Origin of the sequence: Oceanobacter antarcticus, from assembly GCF_044962685.1 — a bacterium.
GTDB classification, from domain to species: domain Bacteria; phylum Pseudomonadota; class Gammaproteobacteria; order Pseudomonadales; family Oceanobacteraceae; genus Oceanobacter; species Oceanobacter antarcticus.
Genome location: NZ_JBBKTX010000015.1, coordinates 91,619 through 111,351, shown reverse-complemented (window position 1 = coordinate 111,351; position 19,733 = coordinate 91,619). Strand labels below are relative to the sequence as shown.

At 52.4% G+C, this 19,733-nt stretch carries 19 protein-coding genes; 8 read left to right on the top strand and 11 right to left on the bottom strand.

Going from position 1 to position 19,733, the window contains the following annotated elements; translation table 11 throughout:
- Positions 1-129: 129 nt before the first annotated feature.
- Together cobB and WG929_RS13165 are read right to left on the bottom strand one after the other, a co-directional pair.
- Positions 130-867 (bottom strand): Sir2 family NAD+-dependent deacetylase, encoded by a 738-nt coding sequence (gene cobB, locus WG929_RS13170; protein WP_416206397.1) that lies wholly within the window; start codon positions 865-867, stop codon positions 130-132.
- On the bottom strand, positions 848-2,008 hold the full coding sequence (locus WG929_RS13165; protein ID WP_369854873.1) for a patatin-like phospholipase family protein: 1,161 nt from the start codon (positions 2,006-2,008) through the stop codon (positions 848-850). The genes cobB and WG929_RS13165 overlap by 20 nt, the downstream gene beginning before the upstream one ends.
- 179 nt (positions 2,009-2,187) lie before the next feature.
- Between WG929_RS13165 and WG929_RS13160 the strand changes: the two genes are divergently transcribed.
- The gene (locus tag WG929_RS13160) at positions 2,188-2,832 is read left to right on the top strand and encodes a riboflavin synthase subunit alpha (protein WP_416206396.1); all 645 of its coding nucleotides are present in this window, start codon (positions 2,188-2,190) and stop codon (positions 2,830-2,832) included.
- On the opposite strand, the gene WG929_RS13155 is transcribed toward WG929_RS13160, so the two are convergent.
- Positions 2,807-3,049, bottom strand: a complete 243-nt coding sequence (locus WG929_RS13155; RefSeq protein ID WP_416206395.1) for a glutaredoxin family protein — start codon at positions 3,047-3,049, stop codon at positions 2,807-2,809. The two genes, WG929_RS13160 and WG929_RS13155, sit on opposite strands and share 26 nt — an antisense overlap.
- A 70-nt stretch (positions 3,050-3,119) precedes the next feature.
- Here WG929_RS13155 and WG929_RS13150 point away from each other — a divergent pair, with 70 nt between their 5' ends.
- On the top strand, positions 3,120-3,884 hold the full coding sequence (locus tag WG929_RS13150; protein WP_416206394.1) for a sulfite exporter TauE/SafE family protein: 765 nt from the start codon (positions 3,120-3,122) through the stop codon (positions 3,882-3,884).
- Positions 3,885-3,957: 73 nt separating this feature from the next.
- Here WG929_RS13150 and WG929_RS13145 read toward each other — a convergent pair whose 3' ends face one another.
- From WG929_RS13145 to purE, 4 genes are all read right to left on the bottom strand, one after another.
- Positions 3,958-4,278 (bottom strand): heavy metal-binding domain-containing protein, encoded by a 321-nt coding sequence (locus tag WG929_RS13145; RefSeq protein WP_416206393.1) that lies wholly within the window; start codon positions 4,276-4,278, stop codon positions 3,958-3,960.
- A gap of 98 nt (positions 4,279-4,376) precedes the next feature.
- Entirely contained in the window at positions 4,377-4,931 is a 555-nt protein-coding gene (locus tag WG929_RS13140) for a DUF2058 domain-containing protein (RefSeq protein WP_416206392.1), read from the bottom strand.
- Between the two features lie 12 nt (positions 4,932-4,943).
- Positions 4,944-6,014 carry a 5-(carboxyamino)imidazole ribonucleotide synthase gene (locus WG929_RS13135; protein WP_416206391.1) on the bottom strand — a complete coding sequence of 357 codons (1,071 nt, stop codon included), beginning with the start codon at positions 6,012-6,014 and terminating at the stop codon, positions 4,944-4,946.
- 116 nt (positions 6,015-6,130) lie between these two features.
- Positions 6,131-6,625: a 5-(carboxyamino)imidazole ribonucleotide mutase gene (gene purE / locus WG929_RS13130; RefSeq protein ID WP_416206390.1), complete on the bottom strand. Its 495-nt coding sequence runs from the start codon at positions 6,623-6,625 to the stop codon at positions 6,131-6,133.
- Positions 6,626-7,046: 421 nt separating this feature from the next.
- Between purE and yaaA the strand changes: the two genes are divergently transcribed.
- From yaaA to WG929_RS13110, 4 genes are all read left to right on the top strand, one after another.
- Positions 7,047-7,835: a peroxide stress protein YaaA gene (gene yaaA / locus WG929_RS13125; protein WP_369854865.1), complete on the top strand. Its 789-nt coding sequence runs from the start codon at positions 7,047-7,049 to the stop codon at positions 7,833-7,835.
- Between the two features lie 10 nt (positions 7,836-7,845).
- Positions 7,846-8,424 carry a YajG family lipoprotein gene (locus WG929_RS13120; RefSeq protein ID WP_416206389.1) on the top strand — a complete coding sequence of 193 codons (579 nt, stop codon included), beginning with the start codon at positions 7,846-7,848 and terminating at the stop codon, positions 8,422-8,424.
- Between the two features lie 643 nt (positions 8,425-9,067).
- Positions 9,068-10,123 (top strand): porin, encoded by a 1,056-nt coding sequence (locus WG929_RS13115; protein ID WP_416206388.1) that lies wholly within the window; start codon positions 9,068-9,070, stop codon positions 10,121-10,123.
- A 435-nt stretch (positions 10,124-10,558) separates the two neighbouring features.
- The gene (locus WG929_RS13110) at positions 10,559-10,777 is read left to right on the top strand and encodes a Nif11-like leader peptide family natural product precursor (protein WP_369854862.1); all 219 of its coding nucleotides are present in this window, start codon (positions 10,559-10,561) and stop codon (positions 10,775-10,777) included.
- A gap of 126 nt (positions 10,778-10,903) precedes the next feature.
- Here WG929_RS13110 and WG929_RS13105 read toward each other — a convergent pair whose 3' ends face one another.
- A complete protein-coding gene (locus WG929_RS13105) occupies positions 10,904-12,211 on the bottom strand; it encodes an NAD(P)/FAD-dependent oxidoreductase (protein WP_416206387.1) in 1,308 nt (435 codons plus the stop codon).
- A gap of 799 nt (positions 12,212-13,010) precedes the next feature.
- On the opposite strand from WG929_RS13105, the gene WG929_RS13100 reads away from it, so the two are divergent.
- Together WG929_RS13100 and WG929_RS13095 are read left to right on the top strand one after the other, a co-directional pair.
- Positions 13,011-14,477, top strand: coding sequence for a NarK family nitrate/nitrite MFS transporter (locus WG929_RS13100; RefSeq protein ID WP_416206386.1), 1,467 nt, complete (start codon positions 13,011-13,013; stop codon positions 14,475-14,477).
- Between the two features lie 160 nt (positions 14,478-14,637).
- On the top strand, positions 14,638-16,404 hold the full coding sequence (locus WG929_RS13095; protein ID WP_416206385.1) for a bifunctional protein-serine/threonine kinase/phosphatase: 1,767 nt from the start codon (positions 14,638-14,640) through the stop codon (positions 16,402-16,404).
- A gap of 151 nt (positions 16,405-16,555) precedes the next feature.
- Here WG929_RS13095 and WG929_RS13090 read toward each other — a convergent pair whose 3' ends face one another.
- From WG929_RS13090 to WG929_RS13080, 3 genes are all read right to left on the bottom strand, one after another.
- Positions 16,556-17,689, bottom strand: a complete 1,134-nt coding sequence (locus WG929_RS13090; RefSeq protein ID WP_416206384.1) for a hypothetical protein — start codon at positions 17,687-17,689, stop codon at positions 16,556-16,558.
- A 123-nt stretch (positions 17,690-17,812) separates the two neighbouring features.
- On the bottom strand, positions 17,813-18,652 hold the full coding sequence (locus WG929_RS13085) for an ABC transporter ATP-binding protein (protein ID WP_416206383.1): 840 nt from the start codon (positions 18,650-18,652) through the stop codon (positions 17,813-17,815).
- Between the two features lie 30 nt (positions 18,653-18,682).
- On the bottom strand, positions 18,683-19,687 hold the full coding sequence (locus WG929_RS13080) for an ABC transporter permease (protein ID WP_416206382.1): 1,005 nt from the start codon (positions 19,685-19,687) through the stop codon (positions 18,683-18,685).
- Positions 19,688-19,733: the final 46 nt, after the last annotated feature.

Genomic DNA, 19,733 nt, shown 5'->3' with positions numbered 1-19,733 from the left:
ATCCGCCGTTCATCCGATAAACATTCAGGCCGACCACTCCGACCTTAAGATGGATATTATTTAACATTTTGTAAACTATACAGGGGCTTTACACAAGACTGAAGCTTGCAAGGTCAGGGTCTGTCGCTGCTATCCATTAACAAGCAAAGATTGCAGATAACCGGGCAAGACATCCCCTGCTTTGCCATACAGATGCTCGGCAAAATTATCCTTGATACAGCTGGGCTCCAGGTTGATTTCGATGGTATGAGCTCCGGCATTGGCAGCCACTTCGACAAAACCGGCCGCCGGGTAGACATGGCCGGAAGTACCGATACTGATAAACAGGTCGCATTGCTCCAGGGCGTGAAAGATATCATCCATAAACAGTGGCATCTCACCAAACCAGACGATGTGTGGACGCAGGTTGGGAGCATTGCAGCATGCGCAGCAGGTCGTCGCGGTGATGTCGGTATCCATGTCGTACAGCTGCTCGGTGCGGGTGCAGCGTACGCGTTTCAGTTCACCATGCATATGCAACAGGTGTTGGCTGCCAGCCCGTTCGTGGAGGTCATCAACGTTTTGGGTCACCAGTAAAAAGTCGCCGGTATAGCGCTGTTCAAACTCGGCCAGTGCGATATGGGCAAGGTTTGGTTGTACTTCGTTCAGTTGCGCCCGGCGGGCGTTGTAGAAGCGCTGTACCAGTTCGGCGTCACGTTCGAAGGCTTCGGGGGTGGCGACATCCTCCAGGCGGTGGTTTTCCCACAGGCCGTCATTATCGCGAAAGGTACGGACACCAGATTCGGCAGAAATGCCGGCTCCGGTCAGTACCACGATACGTTGTGGTGGCCGGTTGACAAACCGGCGATCAGTTGAGTTGGCTGTCATCAAAGTGGTCTCTGAAAAAGTCGCGAATGTCGGCGCGCTTGGTCATGGCGTCGTCAAATCCTAACTGAATCAGCCGTCGGCAGTAACCCTCGGAAAACAGTAAATAACTGAGAATACCTGAGCCGTTACCGCGATTGTTGCCGCGGCTGTTGAGCACCATTCTGAGTGCCTTGGGCATCTCGTGGGCGTGTTCTCCTGCCAGTGTGTCGAGCGAGACACTGGGGCTGATATCGAGCAGCTGTACCGGCCGTAGTTCCATGTCGTAATGCTGTCGTACGGATTTAGGTATGTGTTGCAAGGTCTGGTTAATACGCAACAGACGTTCGATATCGGTTTCCATGCTGTCGAGAAAGGCAGCGTTGAGCATATGGCCCATCATTTTGGCCGGTGCGGGGTAGATGTCGTCCGGTATGTCCGGCTTGTTACGGTGGGCAATGGCGCTGACGCCGATCACCATGATTTTCTCTGCCCCCATGTGTAACGCCGGGCTAATAGGGGCCAGCTGTCGTACGGCGCCATCGGCATAATACTGGTCGCCGAGAAACACGGCGGGAAAGATCATGGGAATGGCTGATGATGCCAGCAGGTGGTCACAGCTCAGGCGGGTACGTACTCCGACACGACGTTGGCGTTGCCAGTCCTGAATATCCGGGTGTCCTGCAAAAAAGCTGGTGGACTCACCACTATCGATGCCCGAGCAGTTGACGGCGACGGCGTAGAGGTAGTTGTCATCGATGGCCTTCTGGATGCTGGTGAAGTTGACGACTTCGTTGAGCAGCTCCCGTAACGGTTCATTGTCGAGCAGCGAAACCGGATCATTTTTGTAGCCCCGGCCAATAATCAGGCTGCGACTCATACGGGCAAGGGAGTGGGATATCCCCCAAAAATCGGTGCGGTAAATCTGGTCGCAAGTGAAATGACGCCAGATGCGTTCCAGGTGACGAATACCACGGCGATAATCTTCGGCGTAACTGGCCAGTGCAATACCGTTGATTGCGCCTGCGGATGTACCGGAAATAATATCAAACGGGTTGTAGTGACCTCGGGGCAAAATTTCGTGTACTGCCTTGAGTACGCCCACCTGATACGCTGCCCGAGCACCGCCGCCGGACAATATCAGACCAGTCCTCTGTACCTTCATGCCGTTCCCCTGTGCAGGCGTAAACCATTTTCTTTAACCCTGACATGTGCGGATGACAGGGGTGCGATGGTTGCTGTGTTTCTTTTTACTCCCTTACATGCGTAAGAGGCTGACCCGCATGCGTACCGGTAAAGCCAGAGTATAGTGCATAATGTTCTGGCAAATTTGAGGAGAGCCTTATGTTTACTGGAATTGTTCAAACCCGGCTGGCCGTTGCCCAGGTCGATAAACAGCAGGATTTTGCCACGTTTACGCTGCTGTTTCCGGAAGCGTTACGACAGGGCCTGCAAACTGGTGCATCGGTTGCGTTAAACGGTACTTGTCTGACGGTACGGGCACTGGATGGTGCCGCTGTCAGTTTTGATGCGATTGGCCAGACATTGGCCGTTACCAATCTTGGCAGTGTGACCGCCGGAGATGAGGTGAATATTGAGCGTGCCGCCCGTATCGGTGATGAAATCGGTGGCCACTTGTTGTCTGGCCATGTCATGGCCCAGGTACGTATTCTGGAACGGCGGGAATCGGCCAATAATCTGGTGCTCTGGTTTGAGCGTCCGGCGGCATTGTTACCTTACTTGCTGGATAAGGGCTATGTCGCGCTGAATGGCTGTAGCCTGACCATTGCGGAAGTGGCAGGCGACCGATTTTCGGTGCATCTGATACCAGAGACCCGAGAGGTCACCACCTTTGGCTCGGCCGCTGTGGGGGATGCCATTAATCTGGAAGTGGATCCGCAAACCCAAGCAGTGGTGGATACCGTGACCCGGATGCTGGCGGATCCAGCGGTATTGAGCCAGCTTACAGGGACTGCAGGTAAGTCATAATGTCGGCTGACTCGAACATCCATTCTTCCTTGCCCTGTTCACTGGTGATGAGCAGGCAGGGAACCGTGGTGCGGCCGGTGGCTTGCTGTTGTTGCTTCCGGTAGGCCGGATTTTTCTGCACATTGCGTTTCTCAACATCCACATTCAAACCCGGCAGGGTGCGCAGCACCATCTGGCAAAACGGGCAGCTATCGTAGTAGTAAAGCGCGTATGTCATAACATTCCTCTGGTCTGTTCAAGGCAAATGCCGGTAGGCATTTGCGTTATTCTCTAACAGTGTATTACCCATGGATTATATTGAACACGTTATTCTGCTGGTACTGGCGGTGGTCGCCAACTGGTTTTCGGCGCTTGCGGGTGGTGGGGCAGGCTTGATTCAACTCCCCATGCTGATCTTTCTGGGGTTGCCGTTTCCACTGGCACTGGCGACCCACAAGGTAGCGACGGTCGCACTGGGAGTGGGGGCGACAGGTCGGCACCTGCGGGAAGGGCACCTTCAACTCTGGTTGCTGGCGCTGGTGGTAGTGGCGGGTGTTCCTGGTGTTATCGGCGGTGCGCTGTTGATTCTCGGCATTGCCGATCGTCTGGCAGAAATCGCACTGGCAGTGCTGATGTTATCGTTGTCGGCTTATTCGATGTTCAAACCCCAGCTGGGCATGGCTGCGGAGTTACGTCATCGCGATATCCCCGGTATGGTGCTGGGGGCGTTGGGTTTGCTGCTGATCGGCATCATGAACGGTGCCTTGTCGGCGGGCAGTGGCCTGTTTGTGACCTTGTGGCTGGTGTACTGGTTCGGGCTGGAATACAAACGTGCGGTGGCGCATACGCTGGTGGCGGTTGGTCTCGGCTGGAATGGAGCGGGGGCAATCACCATGGGAACGGTAGCGGAGGTGCAGTGGAGCTGGCTGCCAGCATTGTTGCTGGGTTCGGTTATTGGTGGTTATCTGGGCGCGAATTCGTCGATCAAGGCGGGTAATCGCACCATCAAACGCCTGTACGAAGGGGTCACGCTGGTGGTGGCCGTCAAGTTGCTGCTGGGCGACTGGCTCTGATACCTGCCGGTAACACGCTCCGGTTGGCTTCTGGGTGGAGAGTGTTACGGACAAGTCAGACTATCGCTGGTGATTATTCAACCACCACTGCCGTGCCGCTGGCAGAAACCATCAGCATGCCGTTGGTTTTACCCATGACTTCATAGTCGATATCAACGCCAACCACCGCGTTGGCTCCCAGCCCGGCAGCGCGTTGTTGCAGTTCTTGCAAGGCAATATCGCGGGCTTTTTGCAGCTCTTTTTCATAGGTAGCGGAGCGGCCACCGACAATGTCGCGAATACCGGCAAACAGATCCTTGAAGATGTTTGCGCCGAGTACGGTTTCTCCGGCCACGATGCCGCGATAGGAGGTAATGGTTTTGCCTTCGATATTCGGGGTGGTGGTGATGTACATAATTCAATTCCTGTAGGGCATAGCTATAGGGGACATCTATTCAAAAGGCTTGTTGATCACTCATAAATACTGCGCCGCTATGACCACATCTACCACCTTTACCACATCAGATCGTCAGGAATCTGGTAGGCGGCGTATGGATCATCTTCGTCCATTTCTTCGCCAGCGGATTCTGCAATCAGAATGTAGTGATCGGCTGCCCGTTGGCGGATTTTTTCGGCCACCGGTAATGGCACCACCTTGTAGGTAGGGCCCTGGCGGGTTTGCTCGAACAGGATAATCGCCAGCTGGCCACGGCTGAGTCGATCCCAGACTGCCTGATTGACGTACATCTGCTTGACCTTTTTGTCGTGCAGGAAGTTGTATTTGATATCGCCATCGCACTCAACGGTATTCGTCTGGATCAACTGGCGAATCTGGGCCGAGATGGCTTTTTGTTGGGCTTCGGCTTCTTTCTGGCGGTTCAGTTCGCGATCCCGTTCTGCCTTGGCCTTGCGTGATGCTTCGGCGCTGGCCTGGGTGTCTTCCGGTGCATCTTCGCTACCGGTACGCTTCAGATGCGCGGATTTTTTCAGTTCCTTGGCATTTTTTTTGGCTTTTTTCTGGTTAACCAGACCCATTTCCAGCATTTGTTCTTGCAGTGACTTGGCCATGGAGATTCCCTGTTAGTGCTGCCACACACCGGCAGGCATCAGCCCGGCCAGTTGCGTGATGGTATTGTCGCGTTCGGTGGTGCTGTTGGCTACCACCGTGACGTGTCCGAGTTTACGGGCCGGTCGGGCTTCTTTGCCGTAGGAGTGGACAAAGACATTCGTGAGACCTGTGGCGGCTAGCGTGGGTGCTTCGTCGCTGATCACGTTGAGCATGGCAACGGCGGGGTAACGGGAGTGAGTACTTCCCAGCGGTTTACCAGCGACAGCCAGCATATGGTTGCGGAACTGGCTGGTTGCGGCACCTTCAATCGACCAGTGCCCGGAGTTGTGAACTCGGGGAGCGACTTCGTTGGCAACCAGTCCGGTATCGGTGTCAAACAGTTCCAGTGTGAGGGTGCCGACGTAATCAAGGCTGTCTGCCAGCTGACGAATATACTGTTGGGCCTGCTCTGTTTTGGCGTCACTGACGTCGGCAGCCGGGTAGAGTGAATAGCGCAAAATACCGTCGTGGTGAACGTTTTCGGTCATTGGCCAGATCACCAGGTTGCCGTCCCGGTCTCGACTGGCGATGACGGACGTTTCCCGTGTAAAAGGCACAAAGGCTTCGGCGATCAGCTCGCGATTGCCAATGCTTGCCCAGGCCGGTTCCGCGTCTGCGGCGCTGCGGAGCACATACTGGCCTTTGCCGTCGTAACCTTCGGTGGTGGTTTTTAATACGATGGGCAAGCCGAGTGTGACTATGGCGGCTTTCAGGTCATCGAGAGAGTTGACCGCTGCGAATTCCGCCGTGGTTATGCCAGCCGCACGCAGGGCGTTTTTTTCCAGCAAACGATTCTGAAAGGTTTTGAGTGCATCCAGGCCGGGGAACAGCTTGTCGGCACAGCTTTCGAGCTGGCTGACGATGGCGGCCGGAATATTCTCGGTCTCGTATGAGATTAAATCGACCGATGCAATAAATGTCTGCAGTGTTGCGTCGGAGTGGGCGCGCAAGTCGTAGAGACTGACCTTAATGTCGCTCAGGTCGGAGATGCTGGCGGCCAGCATCTGGCCCAGCTGGCCGTTGCCCAGAATGCCGATGTTCATAAATTTGCTACCTTGGTCTGGCGAATATCGCGTGCTTTCAAACAATAAAAGCGGCCATCAAGTGGCCGCTTTCACGGGATTTATAAACCGAATAATCGGAGAGTTTACCTGCTCGCTCAGAACACGTCTCGCGGGTCTGGCTCGGAGAGGATGGTTTCTGTCTGTTGGGCGCGGAACGCATCCACACGTTTGAGCAGCTCGTGATCACTGGTGGCGAGAATCTGGGCAGCCAGCAAGCCGGCATTTTTGGCTCCGGCATCGCCAATCGCCAGGGTGCCCACGGCAATACCACCGGGCATCTGCACAATGGACAGCAATGAATCGAGGCCATTGAGGGCGCGGGATTTGACCGGCACGCCAAGTACTGGCAAAGACGTCTGCGACGCTGCCATACCCGGCAGGTGAGCAGCACCGCCAGCACCGGCAATCAGTACCTTGAGGCCCCGTGCCTGGGCGGTTTTGGCGTAATCAAACAGCAAATCCGGCGTACGGTGTGCAGACACCACTTTGACTTCATAGGCAACGCCCAGAGAATCAAGCATCTCGGCGGCGTGTTGCATGGTGGGCCAATCACTCTTGGATCCCATGATGATGCCAACCTGTACTGTCATTGGGTAAACCCTCTTGCTTTCTTACCGTGTGGAGCCGCTGCGAGTGCGCGTTGGTTCCGGTTAACGCCTGCCAGACTGGATAGAAGCCATGCCTGTATAACCTGTAAAATGTATAAAACAGTTGCTCAGGCTGGGTCAGCGTTGACTCGGGATCCCGGCGTGGATGCACAAGGGCAAACACATCAGGTGGTACCGACAACGGCGTCTGGCATGGCCGATGTTCAGGAAAGCGGCGGATTGTAGCACATGGTGGATTTGTGAACAGTCGGGTGAAAAACTAACAAACAGCAGGGTCTTATAGTGGAATGCTATTATACGGATCGAAAAAACTGCCGCTCTCTGCCATCGTGAATGCTTGGGTTGCAGCGGTTGCGCCGGTATTATCGTCCGCTCTGCTTATTTAGATGGATATGCTTACGCCATGTTGACGTTATTATCGCCGGCCAAGACGCTCGACTACGAAACCCCTGCGACCACTCGGCGTACCAGCCAAGCGGGCTTTCTGGACGAGTCGGCCGAGCTGATTGATGTGTTGCGAATGTACTCTGCGGAAGAAATCAGTGGTCTTATGGGGCTGAGTAGCAAGCTGGCGGAATTAAACGTGGAACGTTATTCCAGCTGGTCTCTGCCTCTGTCGGAAGCCAATGCCAAACAGGCATTTTTAGCCTTCAAGGGCGACGTCTACACTGGGCTGGCAGCTGAAACCTTGTCGCAGGATGACCTCGACTTTGCCCAGCAGCATATCCGTATGTTGAGTGGCTTGTACGGTATGCTCAAACCACTGGATCTGATGGCTCCTTATCGGTTGGAAATGGGCACCAGGCTAAAGAATAGCCGGGGCAAGGATCTGTACGAATTCTGGGGTGGACGTATCACCGATGCCCTCAACGGTGAGCTAGCCGAGCACCGCAGTCAGGTGGTGGTGAATCTGGCGTCGAACGAATATTTCAAATCGGTACAAAGCAAAAAACTGAATGCGGAACTGATCACACCGGTCTTTAAAGACGAAAAGAACGGCCAGTTCAAAATTATCAGTTTTTATGCCAAAAAAGCCCGAGGATTGATGACTCGTTATCTGATCAATCATCGTATCGACCATGCCGCAGAACTAAAGGCATTTGATATGGCCGGATACCGTTACAGCCCGCAAGACTCCCAGGGCAATACCTGGGTTTTTAATCGTCGCGAAGCCGACCTGCCGGAGAAGTAAGATGTTTGGAATGACAAGAATAATGTGTGTTGCGGCGTTGGTCGCAGGCTTGAGTGGCTGTGTGCTGTCGCCTCAGGTGATTGAACTGAACGACCGCAGTGACGTTGGCAGTGGCCAGCTCAGTGCCGACCGTAATGCTCTGGTGCGGGTGCTGGACGACCGGGGTGTTGATGATGACCTGATTGGCTATCGGGGTGGTCGTTTACCAGAAAATTCGCCGCTGATGGCGGATATCGCACTGTATGAAACACTGACCAAACGTTTGAAAACCACGTTGGCAGAGCTGGGGTTTGGTGGCAGCAGTACGTTGGATCCACTGAAATTCCAGCTTGATATCAATACGTTCAAGTATGAGTGTAACGAAGGCGTGATCGTCTCGAAATGTTCATTTGATCTGAAACTGAGTGTTACCGTCATTAATGGCCCACGTCAGTTCAGCAAACCTTACCAACTTAACGAGAGCCGTTCTGTGGTGGCTGCGCCAGTCGCCAGTTATAACCAGGAGTGGGTGAACGAAGCCCTCGACAAGGTATGGGGACATATCTTCTCGGATAAGGAGTTGCTGGCAGCGTTGGGTGTTACCCGGTAATTCGGTAGCGGCTGCCATGATACCCGTGCCGGTCAGCTATCAGGTCGATGTAGCCTGGCTGGCATCTGGAAATGACAGTGTATTTATTCTCTGACGGGATTGGCTGGTTGAATATTACCAGCGCATGATCCGGTATCCGTGTCAGTGTCTGCGGTTTTCGCTCTTATCTTGTCTTTTCATTCTCCGCCCACCTGGCTTTATTTTTCCCTTCTTATGCCATTGTCACCATCCAGGCATCCAGGCATCCAGGCCGCTGAACGGCAATCGTGTCCGTGATTGGCTGCAGAAAAGTCAAGAAGTCTCTTTTTATGACAAATTGATTACATAAATATTTCATATTTATGTCTTTTGGATGACAATGCCGCCCCTGAGAAATCGACCACCAATCTGAAGAATGGCCGATCTTGTGATTAATGACGTGCTTGGGTGTGTTACTGGTCAAGGTTACTTGCGTTTGTCATTCGCTGTCAGGGTATAGACCCGTCAGGCAAGGCTGGTTCTGTAGCACGACTGAGTGTCCTGAAGATACTGGTCTGGTTTCTCTTGATAACTAAATCCGTTACGGCCCCTCGAGTAAATCTGGAACCTCCCTTCTATGAAATTCCTTTTCCAAGCAACGACTGTATCAGCCTGTTGCTTTTTTATGTCTCAAAATGTCTATGCTGTTGATGTGTCTGAAAGCAGCCTCGAAGTGTATGGCAAGTTTCACCTGGCGTTGAGCTATATGGACTCCGGTGTTGACGCAAGTGAGGTCGACAATGGCAGTGGCCTGTCAGATGGCGATGTCAGTTTGTCTTCCAACTCGTCGCGTATTGGTTTCAAGGGAGAAATACCGACAGGAGTTGATGACTTGGTGGCCTTTTATCAACTGGAACAAACAATCAATCTGGATGGCCATGATGGTGATACCTTCGCCACGCGTAACTCGTATCTGGGACTGAGAGGGTTGGAAAAAGGCGTTACCCACTGGGAAGTGAAGGCGGGTTACCACGATACCCTGGCGAAGTCTGTGGGGGGATTGGCGATGCTGGGTGATACCGTAGCCGATCGTCGCGCCATCATGGGTGCTGGTGCTACGTCTGGCAATAAAGCGGACAAGCGCGTCGCGAATATGCTGCTGGGTACCTACTATGTCGAGAGTGGTCGCAGCAAGGTCGCGTTGTCGGCGCAGTATTCGGCAGAGGCCACTGACAGTAAAGGCACGGTTGATAATAACGATGCCGGATTTGCTGCCATGGGCGTGACCTGGAAGCAGGGCGGTCTGGTGGCAGCGCTGGCGCATGATTACTGGAAAAATGGTGCTAGCGCCAATATGCATCTCACCCGTGCGGCGACCCAATACAAGCAGGGGGACTGGACCGGGGTCGTGCTGGCTGAAAACTTGCGTAAATCTGGCGATCTGGATCGTAAGGCCTGGGGAGCTCAGCTGGCATTAAAAGACGGCTCGTTCAAATGGATTGGCAGTGTATTTGTAGCAGAGAGCTACAAGGGCAGCAACGATACCGATGCCGTTATGACGTCTTTGGGAGTTGAGCGCTCGATGTCCAAAGTACTGACAACCTATGCCGTTTATACCCGTACGGCGAACGATGCCAATGCCCGTTATCAGGGCGTTGACGGTGGTGTGAATGATGAGTTGAAAACGACGGCGGGCAACGACCCTCAGGCTGTCTCTGCCGGTATTGTGCTGAAGTTCTGATTGGTTTCCGGGGCAGAAACATCGCGTTTCTGTCCTTTTTGGCTGCTGGTTTGCTCCTGGGCTATTTATCCCAGCAAGCGTCTTTTCCCAAGCTTTTTCTCACCTTTTTCCATCGTTGTTTTCGGTATTTTTCAGCGTCGTTGTCGTTGTTACGACATTTTTTGTTACCTTGTTATTGCGGCGATGGTTTGGCCTGTTTGGCCCGATAGTGCCGTGTCATGTTTGTTGTAAAGGCTACAAAATGTTTGTGTCAACGTGGGAGTAGTAACAGGCAGCTCTTGAATTTTGGTTGGTCATGTTTTTATTTTTTAATTATAAGTATTTGATTTTTATTGATATTTTTTTTTCCGTGCAGCGTTTGATGACGAGGTGAGAGCTGGTTCGATATTTGCGATGGGTAATAGTCATTAACTAAATCGAATAGGAAGTAAACAAATGTCTGTTGCTGTGGTTAAAGCCTTCGCGGAAAAAGCACGTCAGGATGCAGAGCTGGCTGCGCAGTTGAAAGCGTGCCTGAAGATGAAAGAGCTGTTTGCATTGGCTCGGGATAACGGTTTCGAGTTGGTGGAAGATTCCTTGTACCCACCCAATGAACCACAGTTTACCGAAGATCAGCTGTCGGAACGGCTGGTTAAGGCACTGCTCAGGGTTTAGCAGGCGGAAAAAATCTGTCCGCATGCTGATTTTACTTCGGTGGGTGTTCAGTGTTCAGCAAGATACCAGGACATTTTTGTTTGGTATCTTGCTTCTCCGCTGTCATCCTGTCGCACCTCAGCTATATCAGGCAGCGTTGTCTTCTTGGGTTCCTGCTTTACTGGTGTCGTCTTCACAATAACCTTTGCCAAAAATCAGATTGGTGCGAATGGCGCTGATGTCAGCATTATGACTGAGCAGGTCGAAGTACCAGCTGGAGTCCAGTACGTCACCCACACACAGTACCCCGACAATCTGTTGCTCACGAATAACCAGCTTTTTATAGATCCCGGATTTCAGATCCTGAAGCTGGATAATCTGGTCGTTATCGGACGGTTCAAATTGTCCCATGCTGTGAATATCGACGCCGGACACCTTGAGTTTGGTCAGATGTTCCTGTTCGGCATAGCCTGATAACTGGCTTTTTCCTGATGGGTCATTGATGGACAAAAGGCCCGCAGCCACTACTTTGGCCTGCTCCCAGATCGGGGCAACCAGGCCGTATGTCAATCCTTCAAATTCGCAGCACTCTCCCAGTGAGTAGACATCCTCTGCCGAAGCTTCCATACGTTCGTTAACGCAGATCCCGCGCTGGGTGTCTATACCCGCAGCACTGGCGAGTTCGCGGTTAGGAAGAATGCCGGTGGCAAAGACCACCAGGTCGGTGTTCAGAGTTTTAACGGCTGCTTCTGCTGGTTCGCTGCGCAAGCGGTATTGAACGGCTGTGGCGCTGTTGCCCGTCAGGTCCAATCCTTGTGGTGACACACCGGTGCGGACGTCGATACCGCGTTGTTCCAGCTCGCGTTGCAAAATACCGGAAGCGGTGGCATCCAGCTGACGGTTCATCAAGATCGGGTTGCGGTGCATCAACGTGACATCTACTCCCTGGGCTTTGAGGCCGACAGCCGCTTCAACTCCGAGCAGTCCGGCACCAATCACGGTGGCGTGCTTGAGGGTCGGCAGTGCCGCCAGCATGGCATCGACATCGGACATGGTACGAAACCCCAGTACGTTGTCTGGCAAGGTGCCATTATCGGTACCCGGCATGGCAGGGATGGCGGAGCGGGAGCCAGTGGCGATCAACAAAGCGTGGTAGCTGAACGGCTCGTTATTGCCTGCTACGACGATTTTTTGTCGGGTATCAATGCGAGCCACCGGGGTATTCAGGTGCACTGTAATGCGGCGCTGTTGATACCAGTCGGCATCGTGTGGGGTAATCGCATCCAGTGTGGTTTCGTCGGCCAATAGTGGTGACAGCATAATGCGGTTGTAATGGGAAAGATGCTCGTCACTCAGTACATGAATGGCATCGAATGGATGGTCTTTACCCAGTTCTTCCAGTACCCGGTTGGAGGCCATACCGTTACCAATGACGACTAGACTGTTGCTGTTCATATCATTTTTTCGCATAAAAAAAAGGCGCTCACCAGTCAACCTGGGAGCGCCTTTGCTATCGGGAATGTGTGTGTCGATGGAGTACTTGGTGGCCGTGATCCACTTTGATCAGCCAGGCGTTACCTGCGGCGTCGACGTAGTAATCATAAAGCAGGTTTCATGCCATGCGTCTGTAATGACGGAATGACGGATCCATCAGCCTATGGATGTCTGATTTGTACCGCCAGACAGCGGAAAACAGGCGTTTGCTTCTGGGTTGTAACCCTGTTTCTTTTTGCACACTATTGGAACTGTTGGTTTATTTTTGCCTAAATTTGGTGCGATATGGGCTGATGATTTCACGGTTTCGGGGGCGGTTTACGCCATTTTGTCACCAGTAAACGAGACGCAAGTGCCGCCAAATTGATGAGGCAATGCCCATTTATTGGGCCTTTTGTTGATTCTTGCACCGAAATCGAACCTAATTGTTTTTACCAGCTTTAATAATTGGCACTATTTCTGCTTTAAGTTCGTCATTCTTCAGGTTAGCAGTGTTGCAGCCTGACACTCACGCAACGGCGCATTCAAAAAATTTGGTCAGAGAATTCATCGACAGCTTGGCGTATTGATCGCCAGATGTGTCGTTGCCGTTGCTGCAGTATTGGTACATTTGGTACCTGTCCTTTCGCATATTTTGCGCCGCAGCCCCTCTGCTTGTATCCATGTCTTTTTGAATTCGTTGTATACCCCTGGTTATTCTGGTTAAACCCGGATGGGGGAACGTGAGCGACTGTATTTACTATGAATCAGAGAGCATGTTATGAGCGCTGAACGTTTTAATCTGGTGTCGTTTACCGGCAAGATGAAAGTCCTCCATCTCAGCTGGATGGCATTTTTCATCACTTTTCTGGTGTGGTTTAACCATGCCCCCATGTTGCAGGCTATGGCGGCCAGCCTGGGTTTGCAGCCATCTGAAATCAAGACGTTATTGATTCTTAACGTGGCACTGACCATTCCGGCACGGGTTATTATCGGTATGCTGACCGATCGTTTTGGTCCTCGTATTGTATATTCGGCCTTGCTCGCGGTCTGTTCGATTCCCTGCTTTATGTTCGCCATGGCGGATGATTTTGCCCAGGCGGCCATTGCCCGTTTTTTGATGGGCTTTATCGGTGCCGGTTTTGTGATTGGTATTCGTATCGTCAGTGAGTGGTTCCCGGCTAATGAACTGGGCACGGCAGAAGGTATTTATGGGGGTTGGGGTAATTTTGGTTCCGCCGCCGCCGCTTTTTGTTTACCGGTGATTGCCTTGTGGTTTGGTGGTGACGATGGCTGGCGCTATGCGATTGGCCTGACTGGCTTGATAAGCTTGCTGTTCAGTTTTGTTTATTACCAAAATGTTACGGATACCCCTAAAGGCTCTACCTATTTTAAGCCCAAGCATCTGGGAGCAATGGAAGTCACCAGCAAGGGCGATTTCTTTTTGTTGCTGATTATGAAAATTCCAATGTATGCCGCGATGGCTTTACTGGCCTGGAAACTGTCGCCAGCCGGTGTGAGCATGCTGTCAGAAACCACGGTGCTGTTGTGCTATGTCGGCCTGGTTCTACTGTATATCTATGAGGTATCACACGTCTGGAAAGTGAACAAAACCGTGTTTACTGAAGAAGTGCCTGAACTGCACCGCTACGAGTTCAAGCAGGTGGCAGTACTTAACATTCTTTACTTCGCGACCTTTGGTTCCGAACTGGCTGTCGTGTCCATGTTGCCTTTGTTCTTTGCTGAAACCTTTGATCTGTCTCCTGTGGTGGCGGGTATGGTGGCGTCTGCCTATGCCTTTATGAACCTGATGTCGCGCCCTGGTGGCGGCTGGTTGTCAGACAAGTTCGGACGCAAGCCAACACTGCTGATTCTGACTGCTGGTCTGGCGGTGGGTTATCTGGTGATGGGTATGGTGGATAGCGAGTGGCCAGTATGGCTGGCAGTGGTGGCTGCGATGGTGTGCTCTTTCTTTGTGCAGTCGGGTGAAGGGGCGGTATTTGCCGTGGTGCCACTGATCAAACGCCGTTTGACCGGTCAGATTGCCGGTATGACCGGTGCGTATGGCAACGTCGGTGCAGTTACCTATCTGACGGTATTGTCTCTGGTTGAATACTCGACTTTCTTCTTGGTTATCGCAGGTACCGCAGTGATTGGTTTTATCGCACTGTTAGCGATGAAAGAACCCAAAGGCCATATGACAGAGGTGAACGAAGATGGCACGGTTGAAATGATCAGTGTGAATTGATTCTGGCATTCGATTTTGGGGGCTTGTTATTCTGTCGTCTTCAACTCCCCTTCTGATGACGGAAGCAGTTAGCCCCCTTTTTTATTATCCTGAAAGCACCCGGTTTACCGGGTGCTTTTTTATTGGTTTTCCAATGTATTTAGCAGATGAGAGGTGGTAGATGCCGACAAGTACACCGGCGACAACGCCATCTGACCGGCTGGATTTGCGTATTGGTGGTTGTTCCGACAAGGGCGTCAAACCGCAGAATCAGGATGCCTTTGCTGCCTGGCAGGCAGATTTGCCGGTCACCCGTTACAAGGGCGTGGGTATTTGCCTGGCCGATGGGGTTAGCAGCAGTGACAATGCCCAGCAGGCCAGTGTGACCAGTGTGACGCATTTTTTGCAGGACTATTACAGCACCCCGGAAAGTTGGGATGTCAAAAGTGCAGTCAGCAAGGTGATGTCATCGTTAAATGCCTGGCTGTTCCATCATGGCCAGCAAGCATCGGCACGCCATAACGGCTTGGTGACTACCTTCAGCGGGGTGATCGTCAAGTCATCAACGGCACATGTTTTTCATGTCGGTGACAGTCGTTTGTACCATTACTCTGATGGTTTCCTGGAGCAGGTTACTCGGGATCATGTGCAGCAAGGAGGACGCTATTTGTCCCGAGCGCTGGGTATGGATAGTCACCTCGAAGTGGACTATTTGCAGCGAGAACTGAAGGCGGGTGATGTGTTGTTGCTCACCTCGGATGGTGTCCATGGGCATTTGCCAACCGAAGCATTACGTGACTGGATTGCCGCTTTGCCACCAGAGGCCAGTCAATATCAACTGGAGCAAGCGTGTCAGCGGCTGATACAACAAGCGCTGGCGAACAAGAGCGAAGATAACCTTACCTGTGTTGTGGTGCAGATTGTCAGTCTGCCGCCAAAAGAACTGGGCGAGTTGACCCGAGAAGTCGGTTCCCGTGTTATTCCTCCCGTATTGGAACCCGGTCAGAAACTGGATCGTTACGATGTACTGAAGGTATTACACGCCAACAGCCGCAGTCACGTTTACCAGGTTCGGGATCGTTTTACGGCAAATTTGTTTGTACTCAAGGCTCCATCGATCAACTTCGAAGATGATGACCAGTATCTGGAATCCTTTGCCCGTGAACAATGGGTTGGCTGTCGTCTCGATCATCCCAATCTGATGAAAATGCTGCCGCAGCAAGAGAATAGCCGGTTTGTTTACCTGGTATCGGAATGGCTCGAGGGCGTCGACTTGCGGCAATGGAGTTACGATCACCCGGCGATGGATCTGGCCACGGCAAGAAACATGATCAAACCCGTGATTGCCGGTTTAAGGGCGTTGCAACGGCGGGGCATGGTGCATCGGGATATCAAGCCGGAAAATATTCTGGTGCAGCCGGATGAGCAGATCAAAATCATCGATTATGGCGCAGTTGCGGTAAAAGGTCTGACGGAGCTGAACTCTGGTGTGATTGATCAACGACCGGAAGGGGATATTCAATACATGGCCCCGGAATACTGGCTTGATGGCCTGGCGACAACGGCCAGTGATCAGTATTCATTGGCGGTAACCTTGTATCAGATGCTGTCTGGCGAGTTGCCTTATAACATCCCGTTACTGCATCGACGTGGCGCCAAATCGGCGACCGACTGGCATTATTCTTCCTTGCGAGAGCATCGTCCGGATTTACCGCTATGGCTTGATCTGGCTTTGAAAAAAGCCTGTCATCCGGTGGCCAGCCAACGTTATGGCAGCTTTTCAGAATTTGAAGCCGATTTATACAAACCGAATGAGCAGTTGTTGCGGGGTCATGAACGCAAACCGCTTATAGAAAGGGCGCCAACATCCTTCTGGCAGGTCAGTACCGGTGTGCTGATGCTATTGCTGTTATTGCAGTGGTGGTGGTTTCGATCGGGGAGCCTGTAACGCTGGAATGGGGTTACCCCACAAATATTGTGGGGTAACCCAGCCACTCGATAAATCGAGCGACTGTTTTACTCCGCTATGCTGTTCCGGGCTGCACCTTGTTATTTTTATTGATGTGCAGCCAAGAATTGGTGCAGGTTATGAGCTGTGATCAGAACTTGGTTTCGGCCCAGATCCACAGTTTGTCAGTATCTGCACCGGTGTCGCCTTTGCTATACATCGCAGATTTGATGCCGACGCTGGTGGTTTTGCCCACTTTTTTGGCAACCAGCAGGTCGAGTTCAGAACCCAAATCGGCGCCGCCGTCATCGGCACCAAACTCATGGTACATACCCAGCAATTTGTAGCCCTTGAACATACCAACGGCTTTCAGATAGGTATCGGTCAGACCAGAGGCAGGCGTTGACAAGAACTTGTCGGCCCAGCCGTTAAAGGCGTGCTTGGTCGCCAGAGAGGTTTGGAAACCGTAGGCACCATCGTCGCTGCCGAGTATTTCATGACCCACAAAGACTTTGGCAGCCGAGATTGCGGTACCCAGTTCCAGTGCCATGTAGGTGGCATCGTTATTGTCTGTAGACTGGGATGCGTAGGTAGCAGAGTAGATGAGGCTGCTGGCCTTGCCGTTGATACTGGCACCGATGGTGTCGTCTTTGGCATCGGTATCATCGTTCTTGAGGAAGTAACCGAAACCGGTCAGTTTCACCGCGTCGGATACTTTGTAAGAGACGTTCAGCAGGTGGTCAGTAACGTCCACTTCCTGAAACAGGATACCGTTGACTTGATCAAGGTAAGCGTAGGTCAGGGATAAATCGCCGGTTTTGTAATCCAGTTTGACGGCATCGTAGGTTTGTTCATTCTGGCGCCAGCCAACGTTACCCACAAAACGAGCGTTATCCAGAATGATACGCTGACGACCAACAACGGCCGCGAAGTCGTCCTTGGCGTAGCTGATCTGGGCACGGTTGATTTCGTTACCGGTTGGATCGGCTACCGGATCAAATCCTGGAGTCAGCGCGGCGTATTCATCCTGAAAGGCATGCACCATTTCATTTTCAATCAACACCTTGAAGCCGTTGTAAACACCGCTTTCATAACCAAGGCGTGAGCGCAGGGTGATGGCTTCGGCTGCTTTGGTACCGCCGTCGGTATCATTGGTTTCATAACGCAGACGGAAATCCGCCAGCATTTTGCCATCTTCAAGGGCTTCGGCAACGGATGCCTGGGCTATGCCGGTTTGAGTGGCAGCCAGAGTAATAGCAACGGCGAGTAAAGACTTATGGTACATGGAACGTTCTCCTTCATAGACGTCCGGAGGCTTTTTGCAGACCAGCCGATCCCTGTCCGGTGTTGGTGAACACCAGAAAGGAGGCGGAGGTTGCGCCCCTTGTTTGTGATATTAAATAGGGTGTTACGCTACTTTTTCGTTAGCGTCGGGTTTGCTCTTCTTTGCCGGGCTGATGTCTTCAACCTTCTTTTGTTTTTCGTACAGGAATTGCAGCACCTGATGTCGCAGGTGGTTATAACGGGGGTCATCGGCCAGCTCCAGACGGTTACGTGGCCGTTCCAGATCGATTTCCAGAATTTCGCCAATGGTCGCCGATGGGCCATTGGTCATCATCACGATCCGGTCCGACAGTAAAACGGCTTCGTCGACGTCGTGGGTGATCATGATGATGGTGTTATTCAGTTCCTTCTGAATGTCCATCAGGGAATCCTGCAGGTGGGCACGGGTCAGGGCGTCCAGCGCCCCGAACGGCTCGTCCATCAGCAAAATGTCGGGTTCCATCGCCAGCGCACGGGCAATACCGACCCGCTGCTTCATACCACCAGAAATTTCGTCCGGGCGTTTGTGCATGGCGTGGGTCATGTGCACCAGTTCAAGGTTGTGTTCAATCCAGGCACGCATTTCTGCTTTGGATTTTTTCCCCTTGAAGACGGTTTTGACGGCCAGCTCAACGTTTTGATAAGCAGTCAGCCACGGCAACAGAGAGTGGTTCTGGAACACAACAGCACGTTCAGGGCCTGGTTCGTTGACTTCACGGCCGTGCAGCATCACGCCGCCTTCAGTGGCTTGCAGCAAGCCCGCAACGATATTCAGTACGGTGGATTTGCCGCAGCCCGAGTGACCAATCAGGGAGATGTATTCACCCCGTTTGATTTTCAGATCCACGTCGATCAGGGCGCGGAATGAGCCTTTTGCGGTTGGAAATTCGATGCCAACGCGGCTGATGTCAAGGATAGCGCTCATAATAAATTCTCCGGTGTCGATTGACGTGACTTAGCGTACGTTGGCGGATTTGTCCCAGGACACTGCTTTTTGCAGGCTGAGCATGAGGCGGTCGAGGGCAAAACCAATCAGACCAATGGTGATAACAGCAACCATAATACGGCCGAGGGAGTCGGATGATCCGTTCTGGAACTCATCCCAGACGAACTTGCCGAGACCCGGGTTCTGGGCCAGCATTTCAGCTGCGATCAATACCATCCAGGCAATCCCCAGTGACAGGCGCAAGCCGGTGAACATCATCGGAATGGCCGATGGCAGTACAATCTTGGTGACATGGGTAATAAAGTTCAGACGCAGTACCTGGCTGACGTTTTGCAAATCCGGTGAGATAGAGGCAACACCGACGGAGGTATTCAGCAGGGTAGGCCACAGGGAACACAACATCACCGTGATCATGGAGTTGATAAACGACTTGGGTACGGTCGGATCATCAGAGACATACACAGCGCTGACAACCATGGTCACCAGTGGCAACCAGGCCAACGGCGATACCGGTTTGAATATCTGGATGATCGGGTTGAACGCGGCATTCAGTGTTGAGCTAAGACCGGTCAGAATGCCCAGTGGAATGGCGATAATCGATGCCAGAATAAAACCGGTCATGACGGTGATCAGGCTGGTTAGAATCTGATCGAAATAGGTGGCTTTACCTGTGTAATCACGAATTTTGGGTACGTAATCCGGGTCGTCCGCCATACGGGCTGCATTGCGTTCATCTTGGCGCTCATAAAAGGCCTCGGCTTTTTCGCGCTCTGCAAAATGTTCCGTGATCAGGCCTTTGCTTTGTTCGTAAACATCGGCCGGGCCAGGGAAATTACCCAGCGAGGTTTCGATATTGCTGGCCGCTCCGTGCCAGATCATCAAAAATACCAGGATACCTGCCAGCGGTACGCCAATGGCTTTGGCTATGATCTGGACATTCTGGCTTATGTTGTCGCCCTGTATGATTTTCACGATGGGCTCAAGCCACGGCAGGTTCGACAGTGCAATATTCATTTTTTATATCTCCGGGGTAGCGGGGTAGTTGCTGACTTTCGGGGAA

Coding starts and splice junctions, on each gene's coding strand:
- WG929_RS13140 (WP_416206392.1), bottom strand. CDS start 4,931: ATGGCCAAGTCACTGCAAGAACAAATGCTGGAAATGGGTCTGGTTAAC.
- WG929_RS13165 (WP_369854873.1), bottom strand. CDS start 2,008: ATGAAGGTACAGAGGACTGGTCTGATATTGTCCGGCGGCGGTGCTCGG.
- WG929_RS13105 (WP_416206387.1), bottom strand. CDS start 12,211: ATGAACAGCAACAGTCTAGTCGTCATTGGTAACGGTATGGCCTCCAAC.
- purE (WP_416206390.1), bottom strand. CDS start 6,625: ATGACAGTACAGGTTGGCATCATCATGGGATCCAAGAGTGATTGGCCC.
- WG929_RS13145 (WP_416206393.1), bottom strand. CDS start 4,278: ATGTACATCACCACCACCCCGAATATCGAAGGCAAAACCATTACCTCC.
- WG929_RS13115 (WP_416206388.1), top strand. CDS start 9,068: ATGTCTCAAAATGTCTATGCTGTTGATGTGTCTGAAAGCAGCCTCGAA.
- cobB (WP_416206397.1), bottom strand. CDS start 867: ATGACAGCCAACTCAACTGATCGCCGGTTTGTCAACCGGCCACCACAA.
- WG929_RS13085 (WP_416206383.1), bottom strand. CDS start 18,652: ATGAGCGCTATCCTTGACATCAGCCGCGTTGGCATCGAATTTCCAACC.
- WG929_RS13155 (WP_416206395.1), bottom strand. CDS start 3,049: ATGACATACGCGCTTTACTACTACGATAGCTGCCCGTTTTGCCAGATG.
- yaaA (WP_369854865.1), top strand. CDS start 7,047: ATGTTGACGTTATTATCGCCGGCCAAGACGCTCGACTACGAAACCCCT.
- WG929_RS13100 (WP_416206386.1), top strand. CDS start 13,011: ATGAGCGCTGAACGTTTTAATCTGGTGTCGTTTACCGGCAAGATGAAA.
- WG929_RS13150 (WP_416206394.1), top strand. CDS start 3,120: ATGGATTATATTGAACACGTTATTCTGCTGGTACTGGCGGTGGTCGCC.
- WG929_RS13110 (WP_369854862.1), top strand. CDS start 10,559: ATGTCTGTTGCTGTGGTTAAAGCCTTCGCGGAAAAAGCACGTCAGGAT.
- WG929_RS13120 (WP_416206389.1), top strand. CDS start 7,846: ATGACAAGAATAATGTGTGTTGCGGCGTTGGTCGCAGGCTTGAGTGGC.
- WG929_RS13095 (WP_416206385.1), top strand. CDS start 14,638: ATGCCGACAAGTACACCGGCGACAACGCCATCTGACCGGCTGGATTTG.
- WG929_RS13090 (WP_416206384.1), bottom strand. CDS start 17,689: ATGTACCATAAGTCTTTACTCGCCGTTGCTATTACTCTGGCTGCCACT.
- WG929_RS13080 (WP_416206382.1), bottom strand. CDS start 19,687: ATGAATATTGCACTGTCGAACCTGCCGTGGCTTGAGCCCATCGTGAAA.
- WG929_RS13160 (WP_416206396.1), top strand. CDS start 2,188: ATGTTTACTGGAATTGTTCAAACCCGGCTGGCCGTTGCCCAGGTCGAT.
- WG929_RS13135 (WP_416206391.1), bottom strand. CDS start 6,014: ATGAACATCGGCATTCTGGGCAACGGCCAGCTGGGCCAGATGCTGGCC.